Raw genomic sequence first — 10,801 nt, forward strand, 5'->3', positions numbered from 1 at the left:
CAGACAATAACAAAATAAAATAAAAAAAATGAAAAAATATAAATTTAAACTTATTGGTATTGTACTTCTGCTTTTGTTTGTAATCATGCAAGCAAACGCACAAGACGCAGCAGTAACAAAAGCAAGTGGAGTTTCGCATGACGAGGTAATATGGCTAACCCTAATGGGCGCACTCGTCATGCTTGTCGTAGCCCCACTTATTGCCTTGGCAAGCCAGCTCTATGGCATGATTCAAGGACTGGAAGCACAAAAAGGAATCAAAAGAAAAATTCCTGCTCTTGGTTCTGGCAATCTGTTCCGAGAATTGCAATCCCTGTTCGCAGGCGGAGGCGACAATGAACTCATGGAAGGACATATTTACGATGGTATTCAAGAAATGGATAATGGTATGCCTCGCTGGTTATCTGCTATTTTCTATGTAACTATTATTTTTAGTATTATATACCTTCTTAATTACGAAGTATTTAAGTGGAGTCCTTCCTCAGCAGAGGAGTATAAAATAGAAGTAGCTGAGGCTAATATCAAATACAATTTGTCAGACAAAGTGAAAATCAAAATTGAGGCTTTGAAAGATAAAGATGCCTTAGATGCAGGTTTAGCAATTTTTCAGAAGAACTGTGCAGTTTGTCATGGAAAATTAGGCGAAGGTGGGGTAGGTCCCAATCTCACTGACAACTACTGGCTGCATGGAGGTAGCATAGAAAATATTTTTAATGTGATTCGCTCTGGCGTACCTGAAAAAGGCATGATTGCTTGGAAAGCACAACTCAAAGACGAGCAGATTTTACAAGTTGCCAGCTATATCACAACTTTGAAGGGAACAAATCCGCCCAATGCGAAAGCACCACAAGGCACAGAAGAAAAATAAAAATACATTTATCATTGAATCCCGCTAATATATCTTTGGCGGGATTTTTTGTTTCTTATAACAAGCAGTACGTTTCTTAAAGAGAGTAGTATCAATAGGCAACAAAACTTAGTAGGGTTTTCTCTCGTTTAAACTTATCAAGCCACCTATCGTAAACTACACAACGTACTGACAAATTTTTACTTAAAAACTATCCCACATGAACACTAAAAATTGTTTTTATTTTTGTTTATTCGTTTTTGTTTTGCTGACGGCTTGCAAAAAAGATACAGCACCTACAAAAACTGATTTGCTTGCACGTACTTGGCAAGCAGACGAAGCTACCATACAGCAAGGTGCAGTTAGTATTACTGCCTATAAAAAAGGAGGGAGCAGCAATCTGGCTGATTTCTCTAAATTTCGTTTGATTTTTAAGAAAGATGGCACTTTCAATAGTACGGACACTGACGGAGCAGCTGCCCAAGGAACTTGGAAATTCGTAAACAATGAAACACAGCTTGAGATAAAAGAAGGAAGCGACCCTATCCAACTCATCAATATTCTCAAACTAACTTCTACTAACTTTGACCTTTCCTTTGCTGAAACAGAGCAAGGCATTACTACTACAGTTACCTTGAAACTAATACCTTTGTAAAAAGGTTACAACTTTGGCAAATATGCTACTTCAGATTAGCACTTTGCCAAAGTTATCTATGTACGTTAAAATGGATTCTGACAATGCCTAAACATTTCTGCAAGTTACTGTTAAGTTCTTTTTTATTAGCTTGGTTTACCAATCTTTACGCACAAAAGCCTCAACGTTTGATGCCAGAGAAAACACGCATACTGTTTGTCTTAGATGCTTCTGGGAGTATGCTATCTAAGTGGGACGGCGATTTGCGAATCAATATCGCCAAAGACAAATTGGCTCTACTCATAGACTCACTCAAAGTAAACAAAAATGTAGAATTTGCCTTGCGGGTGTACGGTCATCAGTTTGACAGTAAACTCAAAAACTGTAAAGATTCCAAATTAGAAATAGGCTTTGAGCCTAATAACCACGCCAAAATCAAACAAATATTGGGCAGAATAGCTCCCAAAGGTACTACCCCTATTGCCTATTCTTTAGAACAAGCCACTATGGATTTCCCTGATGATAAAAACTACCGCAACGTGATTATCATGATTACTGACGGCATAGAAGCCTGCAACGGCGACCCTTGCGCCATCTCTTTGGGCTTACAGCGAAAGGGCGTGATTCTCAGACCTTTCATTATTGGTTTAGGAGTAGGAAAAGACTTTACGCAGGCTTTTGAGTGCATAGGTAAGGCAATAGATGCAAAGAACATCAGCGAATTTACTCAAGCCTTATCCTCCATAGCTACGCAAACACTTGGCAAGACTACTGTAGCTGTCGAACTCTTAGACGATAACAACCAACCTTTGGAAAAAGATGTAAACATGACTTTCATCAATCATGTTACCAAAGAAGGTGTGTATGACTTGGTACATTTTCGCGATAGACAAGGGAAAACCGACCTGCTGGAGATAGACCCAGTACTCACTTATGACTTAGTAGTCAATACTATTCCACCTGTCCGCAAAGAAAAAATCGAGATACAAGGCGGAAAGCACAATGTTATCAGAGTAAATACCCCTCAAGGCACACTCAAATTCAATATGAAAACCAGCAAAGAATATGGCAGTTTGCAGGCAGTTATCAGAAAAAGTGGTGATGTTCAGACTCTTCATCATCAGCCCGTTGATTTGTTAGAAAAGTATTTGATAGGAAAATATGACATAGAAGTCTTGACACGTCCAAGATTATATTTTAAGAATATAGAAATCAAAGCAGGACAGATAACAGAACTTTCCATAGCCAACCCAGGTATTCTCAATGTAGTCAATATGATTGATGGCTTTGCAAGTCTTTATGCGATAGATAGCCAAGGGCAGCCTACTTTTGTAGAAAATATTGCTCCATCAAGAGAAAAAAGCGAAAATATCATCATGCAACCCGGGAACTATAAACTTGTTTTTCGCGCTAAAACCGCAGTAAGCAGTGCCTATACAGCAGTCAAAACTTTTACTATCAACTCAGGAAAAACTACTTACATTGATATTTTGAAATAATCGAGCTTAGTAAGACTTTTCTTGCTCTAAAACCATTTCAGGAAACATAGCCTTGTAATAACAGTAGCGACAGCGAGGCTCATAGATGTCTTTTTCACCAAGTAGTACCTGTTTTTTGGAAGGACTAAGCCTGAAAGAGTAAGAAGCAAGACCTCCACAACAGACACAAATAGCATGTACTTTGGTAACAAACTCTGCAATAGCGATTAAATGAGGCATCACGCCAAAGGGCTTGCCCTGAAAATCCATGTCTAAACCAGAAACTATAACTCTGATTCCTCTAAAAGCCAAAGTATTGCAGACCTCTACTATATGATTATCAAAAAACTGTGCTTCGTCTATGGCTACCACCTGACAGTTTTCTACGAGGGATAGCATCTGGTAAGCATTTTCAACGGGATAGGCGTGGACATGATTGCGGTCATGGGAAACTACCTTGATTTCATCATAACGCTTATCTAATGCAGGTTTGAAAATCTTTACTTCCTGCTTAGCAATCAAGGCTCTGTTTACCCTACGTATAAGTTCTTCCGTTTTCCCAGAAAACATAGAGCCACAAATTACTTCTATCCACCCTGTTTGTGGGTGAGGTGTCCATTGAGGTTCTAAAAACATGATATTGAGATGCTTATGCTTTTAAAATAAAATATTTACTTCTCCAATTTCTAAGATAATATCTGACTTAGATTGATATTCAAGAAAAAACCGTTCTTTGGTTTTGCCCCTCAATTGCATCGCGCCCCTTGTCCTTTCCCATTGGGCAGGGTTGGGTGGGGCAGTAAAAAGTAGGAACGTTTATTTGTTGAAACCTAATGCAAGTCAGACCTACAAGGAAATAATATTTATTAAAAACTAATTAAAATTGGCAAAAGAATAAAATACAAAGTTAGCCTTCTTAGAACAGAGAAGCAAATCATTGGTATAAAAAACCCTCAAAGGTAGTTCCTACGATGTTATTGTGTTGGATATTGCCCTTGTCCAATTCATGTTGAAAATAGCGTAAATAATGAGAAGTATAAATCCCAAAGCCATTAGGTAGAAACCTAAGGGAATTAAAACGATTACTTTTCAGTGAATAGGGAAGGTTTACATGCCAGCCTACTGTTTTCTCCACTGATTTGTTTTCAGTTTTAAATTGGCGAAATGCCCACGCTCTTGGCGTATCTACAAAAATATGTATGTTGTAGATTTGATTTTTGTAGAATAACTGAAAATCTACCCCAGCCTTGTCTAATTCCTTGTTTCTTTTGAGGTTTTCTGTGCCAAAGATACACTTGCAAGCAAAGTAGGCGTGATATTCGGTCAGCAAGCCAAATTGGGTGCGATAAAGGCGTGCCTCCAAGCCTTTTTTGAAATCTTCCCAACTGATATGCGAAAAAGTTTCTTTCAACAGTGATTCGTTTTCAGATAAGTAGTATTCATAAAATTCTCTGAAGTTAAGCCATCGCTTTTGTTCAAAAAATAGAACTTGCATGAGGTTGGTAGGATTGAGCCTGCCTTTCAAATCCATTTCTATCGTCTTGGTATGAGCAAGTTGTGGGTTTAACTGTAAAGTTTCCAAAAAACTTTGATAATATTTTATCTCCTCTATTGCTTGCTTATCCATACAGCCCAAAAGGTTGAGGTACAACAAAAAATATACATAAAGTTAGGTGTTGGCAATAAAAAATCACTATTTTTACCTAAAAAACATACGAAAGTGAACATGAAAAGATATGGACACCTTATCAAACTCAAAGATGAAAAAGTAGAGGAATACAAAAAATTACATGAAGCAGTATGGAAAGGAGTACTGGAGCGAATCTATCAATCTAACATTCGCAACTATTCCATTTTTTATCGCGATGGATTTTTGTTTAGCTACTACGAATACGTAGGTATGGATTACGAGGCAGATATGGCGGCTATTGCCGCAGACCCTACTACCCAACAGTGGTGGGAACTTACTATTCCATGCCAAGAACCACTCAACACTTGCCAAGAAGGTGAGTGGTGGGCAAAAATGGAAGAAGTTTTCCACGTGGACTAATTTATCGCTAACTTTTTGATTTTTTTGATAGGACCTGGACAGTAGTTCTGATGACAAGCTACACAAGCATTCACCACTAAGTTGAAGTTTTCTACTTGGTTTTCTTTTTCCGCATAAAACTTATCTAAGGTGGCTAAAAAAGCCTTTGCCGAAGTATCAAAAACTTCACCTTTCACACTTGCATCAGTGGGAGTGGCAGTATGAATATTTTTAAATTTTTCTCTAAAATCTTCGGGCAGCTGTTTGTTCAGTACGGCTGACTTTATTTTTTCCCCGTCTTCGTACATCTGACGCATGAGCCAAGCCAGTTCGCTGTCATCATTGGGGTAAAGGGTCTTGTCCACGTTTTGTGGCTTTAAAGAACTAACAGAGGTACTGTCTTTTTGGGTGTCGTTTTCTGCACTTGTATTTTGTTGATGAGAGCAGTTGTAAAAGATACTACTTAAAAACAAGCAAGCAGAAAATATCAAAGATGTGTGCAAATGATTTTTAAATGCTTTGTTCATGGTTACTGTCAAATATTTAGTTTTAATTAATGCTATCTGTATCTGATAAATGGGTATTTTTCTCCTGCTTTAAAGTGCGTTTTTTCTGCGGGGAGTTCCAAAAAACCATCACACTCCAACAAGTTAGCAAAATCTCCTGAACCTCCACCTTCTATAGGGGTAGCTAAAAGTTGCTGATTTTCATAATTCAATTTTACTTGCAAAAAATAAGTCAGTGAAGGTTTGAAAGAAAAGTCTTCCTTTAAAATAGCTTGTGGCAAATCCAAAGAATTAGACTCAAACAGACTTGCCTTGAGCCAAGGCACCACGTACTTATGAAAACAAACAAAAGTAGAAACAGGGTTGCCCGGTAAGGCAAAAACCATTTTATTCGCTTTCGTTTTGCCAAACCAAAAAGGTTTACCCGGACGCTGAGCGACTTGATGAAAAAGTTTTTCAACTCCTAAATTTTCCAACACCTGCGGAACAAAATCTGCCTTACCCGCAGATACGCCTCCTGTGAGTAAAATTACATCAAATACGCTTTTAGGAGAAAGAATATTAGCGAGTTTTCGTTCTATAATTGCTTTATTATCAGGAAGGTGAAAAGTATCTGCCTTCATTCTCAAATTTTCCAAAGCCGCAAGCAACATATAGGTATTAGAGCGGCGGATTTGATGCATCAAGGGGGTACTTTCTATGTCCACCAATTCATCTCCGTTAGAAATAATCGCAAAAAGCGGCTTTTGACTTACCCAAAGGGCAGATTTGCCCACTGCTGCCGCTACAGCTATCTCCGCCGAGCTGATTTTAGTACTGCTCTGAACTAAGATTTCTCCCTCTTTGCTATCACTTCCTTGATGATGCACATTTTGTTGGTATTTGACTTCTACATTTTTAAGTTTAAAATATACCTTACCCTCCTTTTCTTCCTTTTCCAAATCCTCGTACCTAATGACTGTATCCGTCCCGATAGGCAAAACTGCTCCTGTCATTACCTCTATGCAATGATTCATAGAAGAAAGTTGAGTAGGCAACATTCCTGCAAACTGCGTACGTTCTACAAAAAAACTACTTATCCCTTTATTAATAGCTTGATAATCAATGGCTATTCCGTCCATGGTTACTCTGTCGTAAGGAGGTAAATCTCTGTCTGCCCTGATTTCTTCTCGGAGAACCCTTCCGAGAGTTTTCATCAATTTTACTTCCACAGGTTTAGACAGAAAAAGGTGTTGTTGAATAATTTGTGTTGCCTCTTCGGAAGAAATCATACTCTTGATAATAAACTTTCTACAATCCTGCAAAGATAGCAAATAAAAATTTGCTTTGAAAAATGGTAGAGAGAAATGTAGAGAATCGCAGAGAACAAAGTTGGATTTTGCCAAAGATACTTTATATATTTGCTACTTACTAATCAGGAAATTACCATGAAAAAACGCAACCTCTTTTTGTTTATTCCTCTGACTTTTACCTTGTTAGGATTGACTTCGGTAGAAACCAAAGATGAAAAAACTAATGTAACTGCTTATTTGAACCGCATCAAAAAAGAAATTTGGGTAGATTCAGTTTTCAATACTTTCTCCGAAGAGGATAAAATTGCCCAGCTTTTCTTTGCCGCTGCCTACTCCAATCGCTCAAAGGCAGAAGAAGACGCAGTAAGCAATTTGATAAAAAAACACCACATTGGAGGTTTAGTTTTCTTTCAGGGAAGTCCTACTAAGCAGGCAGAACTCACCAATCGCTATCAAACTGAATCAAACGTGCCACTGATGATAGCTATGGATGCAGAATGGGGCTTGGGTATGCGTTTGGACAGCACGATTAGTTTTCCCTATCAGATGGCACTGGGAGCCACAGCAGAGGACAATTTGATATACGAAATGGGGGCAGAAATTGCCCAACAGTTCAAAAGAATAGGTATGCACATCAATTTTGCTCCTGTGGCAGATGTTAATAACAATGCAAACAACCCTGTCATCAACTATCGCTCTTTTGGCGAAGACAAAGTAAAAGTAGTACAAAAGGCGTATGCCTATATGAAAGGAATGCAAGACAATGGATTGATTACCAGTGCCAAGCATTTCCCAGGGCATGGAGATACAGACGTAGATTCTCATTATGGCTTGCCCGTGATTAAGCATAGCAGAGAAAGATTGGAAGATATAGAACTTTACCCCTTCAAAGAACTGATAAACAAGGGATTAAACGGGATAATGGTAGCACACATGAATATTCCTGCCTTAGACAATACGCCCAATCTCCCCACTACGCTTTCCCAACCTGTCATTACTAATTTACTTCGCAACGATTTGGGCTTCAAAGGGTTAATTTTTACTGATGCTATGAATATGAAAGGAGTAACTGCCTACCACCCTGCGGGAGAGGCAGAGGTCAAAGCACTTCTGGCAGGAAACGACATCATGGAACTTTCAGAGAACATTCCCAAAGCCATTGAGGCGATTAAAAGTGCTGTCAAACAGGGAGTTATTCAGCAAGAATCTATCAATGAAAAATGCAAGAAAGTACTGACCGCTAAGTATGATTTAGGACTTGCTAAGTGGGAAAAAATAAATTTGAATAACCTTACCCAAGACCTGAACAATGAGAAAGCAAAGACCCTAAACCGCCAACTTTCTGCCGCTACTTTGACTTTATTGAAAAATGAAGCAAACTTACTTCCACTCAAAAACATTGAAAAACAAGAGATTGCGGTAATTTCTATTGGTTCAGGCTCAAATACATCTTTACAAAACAAAGCGAATGAGTTGGCGAAAATAGAGAGTTTTTCTTTGCCGATTACTGCCAATAGTCAGTCTATCCAAAAGGTAAAAAGTAAGTTGAGAAAGTTTGATGTAGTGATTGTGGGTTTGCACGATACACAAAAACGACCTAATAACAAGGTAGAGTATTCTGCTGATTTGCAAAGCTTTATTGGAGAGTTAGCCCAAAATCCTAAGTCAGTAATCGTAGTTTTGAAAAATCCTTATACTTTGGCAAGGTTTAAAAACATAGAAAAGACAAAGCAGTTAATCATGATGTATTATGACTGCGAGAATGCTCAAGAGGCAGCAATCAATTTTATTTTTGGAAAAGGTTTTGCCACAGGAAAAATGCCTGTTTCAGTAGGTAATTTTAAAGCAGGTGAAGGGATAGAAGTAAAGTAAAAATCATGCGTTATTTTTTAGAAATAGCTTACAAAGGCACCCACTTTCACGGCTTTCAAGAGCAAGAAGGCGTGCCTACTATACAAGGAGAAATTAATAAAACTTTGGCTTCTCTATTAGGGCATCAGGTTGATTCTGTGGGAAGTGGACGGACAGACACAGGAGTACATTGCCTCAAACAATTCATGCACTTTGATACAGATAAAGAAATTTCTGATAAAGGAAACTTTATCTATCGCATGAATCGTATTTTGCCTTCAGATATTTTAATCAAAGATATTTTTCCTGTTAGAGAAGAACTAAGTGCCAGATTTTCAGCTAATAGTAGAAGCTATGAATACCACATTACCCGAGTAAAAAATCCTTTCCTCAATGAACTTGCTTACTTTTTCCCAATGCCTCGCTTAGACGTAGAAAAAATGATAGAAGCTACTCCTATATTATTTCATTATACTGATTTTGAGGCTTTCAGCAAAGTGCATACAGAAGTGATGCACTTTATCTGTCATATCAAAAAGGCAGAGTGGAAAGAAGAAGCCAACGGGAAGTTAGTTTTTTATATTACTGCAGACCGATTTTTAAGGGGTATGGTCAGGGCAATCGTAGGTACATTTTTAGAAGTAGGCTGTGGCAGACTAAGCGTTCAGGGTTTTGAGCAAGTCATACAAAGCAAGGACAGAAGAAAAGCAGGGCGGGCAGTGCCTCCGCAAGGCTTATATTTAGTAGATGTTAGCTATCCCTCGAGTATTTTTATGTAAGAGCAAATGCGAATAGGAATTATTATCAATTCATCTTGGAATATTTACAATTTTAGGTGGGGCTTGATAGAGGCTTTTATCAAAGACGGTCATCAAGTAGTGGCGATTGCTCCTGATGATGGATTTGTAGAAGAACTAAAAGCCAAAGGTTGTGAGTTTTACGAAGTAAATATGGAAAGAAAAGGAGTGAATCCATTGAAAGACTTAGGTTTAGTTTGGGAACTCTATCAGACCTATAAAAAAGCCAATATCCAAATCGCTCTACATTTCACTATTAAACCTAATATCTACGGCACTTTGGCAGCTCGCATGTTGAATATCCCTTCCATTAACAATGTTACAGGTTTAGGCACAGTTTTCATTCGCAACAACCTCACTTCCAAAATAGCTCAAGTCCTTTATCGCTTTGCTTTTCAGTTTCCTAAAAAAGTTTTTTTCCAAAATCAAGATGATTTAGCCTTATTTTTACAAAAAAAACTCATTTCAAAAAAAATTACCGATTTGCTTCCCGGTTCGGGTATTGATATTGAAAAATTTAAGCCTACGCTCCCCAATGGTAGAAATGCTACTTTTACTTTTTTACTCATCGCTCGTTTGCTCTATGACAAGGGAATTGTGGAGTACATAGAAGCAATAAAAATACTAAAAAAACAAAACTTACCGCTTCATTTCCAACTGCTTGGAAAAATAGAAACTGACAAAGGCTTAGGAATTACCCAAGAACAGTTGAGCCAATGGACAGAACAGGGCATAGTAACTTACTTAGGAACAGCAAATGATGTACGCTCTTTTATACAAAATGCTGATTGTGTGGTGCTTCCTTCGTACAGAGAAGGCACACCGAGAACCCTTTTGGAGGCAGCAAGCATGGGTAAGCCCTTGATAGCTACTGATGTAGCAGGTTGTAGGGAAACTATCGTGGAAGGAGTAAACGGGTTTCTTTGCAAAGTAAAAAATGCGATGGACTTAGCCGAGAAAATGAAAAAGATGAGCCTAATGAGCGAGCCTGAACTCGAGAAAATGAGTAAACAAAGTCGGAAGTTGGCAGTAGAAAAATTTGACCAAGCTATCGTAATTCAAAAGTATAGAGAAGCTATCAGAAGAACAAACTGATGTTTTACTTATTGTTCTTATCGCTATAGTTTATCCCACCAGAGGTTAGATAATTTATTTATTTTTATGGAGATTTAATAAGCATTTTTCAATAAGAAGTATTAATTTCAAGACTATATGGACAAGAACCTCGATAATATTATCATTTACCAAAGATTTTTTAGCCTATGATGAATAAGTTATACTCAATAAAAATTGGTTTTGGTTTTAGGGATATGAAAATTCCAAGAAATTAAGGTTTCTAATTCCTGCTTATATTGGGCAATATGGGT

General features: G+C 37.9%; 11 protein-coding genes. 7 read left to right on the plus strand and 4 right to left on the minus strand.

Annotated features, from left to right (window positions below; all coding sequences use genetic code 11):
* Positions 1 to 28 precede the first annotated feature (28 nt).
* The 3 genes from BM141_RS17645 (at position 29) to BM141_RS17655 (ending at position 2,980) form a co-directional block, all read left to right on the plus strand.
* A complete protein-coding gene (locus BM141_RS17645) occupies positions 29 to 868 on the plus strand; it encodes a cbb3-type cytochrome c oxidase N-terminal domain-containing protein (protein WP_091548791.1) in 840 nt (279 codons plus the stop codon).
* A 199-nt stretch (positions 869 to 1,067) separates the two neighbouring features.
* On the plus strand, positions 1,068 to 1,502 hold the full coding sequence (locus BM141_RS17650; RefSeq protein WP_091548792.1) for a hypothetical protein: 435 nt from the start codon (positions 1,068 to 1,070) through the stop codon (positions 1,500 to 1,502).
* 83 nt (positions 1,503 to 1,585) lie between these two features.
* A complete protein-coding gene (locus BM141_RS17655; protein ID WP_091548793.1) occupies positions 1,586 to 2,980 on the plus strand; it encodes a vWA domain-containing protein in 1,395 nt (464 codons plus the stop codon).
* A gap of 6 nt (positions 2,981 to 2,986) precedes the next feature.
* Here the strand turns inward: BM141_RS17655 and BM141_RS17660 are convergent, their stop codons facing one another.
* Positions 2,987 to 3,595 carry a thymidine kinase gene (locus BM141_RS17660; protein WP_091548794.1) on the minus strand — a complete coding sequence of 203 codons (609 nt, stop codon included), beginning with the start codon at positions 3,593 to 3,595 and terminating at the stop codon, positions 2,987 to 2,989.
* Positions 3,596 to 3,893: 298 nt separating this feature from the next.
* A complete protein-coding gene (locus BM141_RS17665; protein WP_091548795.1) occupies positions 3,894 to 4,586 on the minus strand; it encodes a TaqI family restriction endonuclease in 693 nt (230 codons plus the stop codon).
* A 99-nt stretch (positions 4,587 to 4,685) separates the two neighbouring features.
* Here BM141_RS17665 and BM141_RS17670 point away from each other — a divergent pair, with 99 nt between their 5' ends.
* Entirely contained in the window at positions 4,686 to 5,009 is a 324-nt protein-coding gene (locus tag BM141_RS17670) for an L-rhamnose mutarotase (protein ID WP_091548796.1), read from the plus strand.
* Here BM141_RS17670 and BM141_RS17675 read toward each other — a convergent pair.
* Together BM141_RS17675 and BM141_RS17680 are read right to left on the minus strand one after the other, a co-directional pair.
* Positions 5,006 to 5,515, minus strand: a complete 510-nt coding sequence (locus BM141_RS17675; RefSeq protein WP_091548797.1) for a hypothetical protein — start codon at positions 5,513 to 5,515, stop codon at positions 5,006 to 5,008. The two genes, BM141_RS17670 and BM141_RS17675, sit on opposite strands and share 4 nt — an antisense overlap.
* Before the next feature lie 32 nt (positions 5,516 to 5,547).
* Positions 5,548 to 6,765, minus strand: coding sequence for a molybdopterin molybdotransferase MoeA (locus BM141_RS17680; protein WP_091548798.1), 1,218 nt, complete (start codon positions 6,763 to 6,765; stop codon positions 5,548 to 5,550).
* A 156-nt stretch (positions 6,766 to 6,921) separates the two neighbouring features.
* Here BM141_RS17680 and BM141_RS17685 point away from each other — a divergent pair, with 156 nt between their 5' ends.
* Genes BM141_RS17685 through BM141_RS17695 form a run of 3 tightly spaced genes read left to right on the plus strand, consistent with a single transcriptional unit; the run spans position 6,922 to position 10,529 of the window.
* Entirely contained in the window at positions 6,922 to 8,658 is a 1,737-nt protein-coding gene (locus tag BM141_RS17685) for a glycoside hydrolase family 3 protein (RefSeq protein ID WP_091548799.1), read from the plus strand.
* Positions 8,659 to 8,663: 5 nt separating this feature from the next.
* A complete protein-coding gene (truA, locus tag BM141_RS17690) occupies positions 8,664 to 9,416 on the plus strand; it encodes a tRNA pseudouridine(38-40) synthase TruA (RefSeq protein ID WP_091548800.1) in 753 nt (250 codons plus the stop codon).
* Positions 9,417 to 9,422: 6 nt separating this feature from the next.
* Positions 9,423 to 10,529 carry a glycosyltransferase family 4 protein gene (locus tag BM141_RS17695; RefSeq protein ID WP_091548801.1) on the plus strand — a complete coding sequence of 369 codons (1,107 nt, stop codon included), beginning with the start codon at positions 9,423 to 9,425 and terminating at the stop codon, positions 10,527 to 10,529.
* Positions 10,530 to 10,801: the final 272 nt, after the last annotated feature.

The sequence above is a fragment of the Thermoflexibacter ruber genome, assembly GCF_900113045.1.
In the GTDB taxonomy this organism is placed as follows: Bacteria; Bacteroidota; Bacteroidia; order Cytophagales; family Thermoflexibacteraceae; genus Thermoflexibacter; species Thermoflexibacter ruber.

Bases quoted from the DNA above. Each gene is read 5' to 3' on its own strand.
- BM141_RS17645 (WP_091548791.1), top strand. From the start codon at position 29: ATGAAAAAATATAAATTTAAACTTATTGGTATTGTACTTCTGCTTTTG.
- BM141_RS17650 (WP_091548792.1), top strand. From the start codon at position 1,068: ATGAACACTAAAAATTGTTTTTATTTTTGTTTATTCGTTTTTGTTTTG.
- BM141_RS17655 (WP_091548793.1), top strand. From the start codon at position 1,586: ATGCCTAAACATTTCTGCAAGTTACTGTTAAGTTCTTTTTTATTAGCT.
- BM141_RS17660 (WP_091548794.1), bottom strand. From the start codon at position 3,595: ATGTTTTTAGAACCTCAATGGACACCTCACCCACAAACAGGGTGGATA.
- BM141_RS17665 (WP_091548795.1), bottom strand. From the start codon at position 4,586: ATGGATAAGCAAGCAATAGAGGAGATAAAATATTATCAAAGTTTTTTG.
- BM141_RS17670 (WP_091548796.1), top strand. From the start codon at position 4,686: ATGAAAAGATATGGACACCTTATCAAACTCAAAGATGAAAAAGTAGAG.
- BM141_RS17675 (WP_091548797.1), bottom strand. From the start codon at position 5,515: ATGAACAAAGCATTTAAAAATCATTTGCACACATCTTTGATATTTTCT.
- BM141_RS17680 (WP_091548798.1), bottom strand. From the start codon at position 6,765: ATGATTTCTTCCGAAGAGGCAACACAAATTATTCAACAACACCTTTTT.
- BM141_RS17685 (WP_091548799.1), top strand. From the start codon at position 6,922: ATGAAAAAACGCAACCTCTTTTTGTTTATTCCTCTGACTTTTACCTTG.
- truA (WP_091548800.1), top strand. From the start codon at position 8,664: ATGCGTTATTTTTTAGAAATAGCTTACAAAGGCACCCACTTTCACGGC.
- BM141_RS17695 (WP_091548801.1), top strand. From the start codon at position 9,423: ATGCGAATAGGAATTATTATCAATTCATCTTGGAATATTTACAATTTT.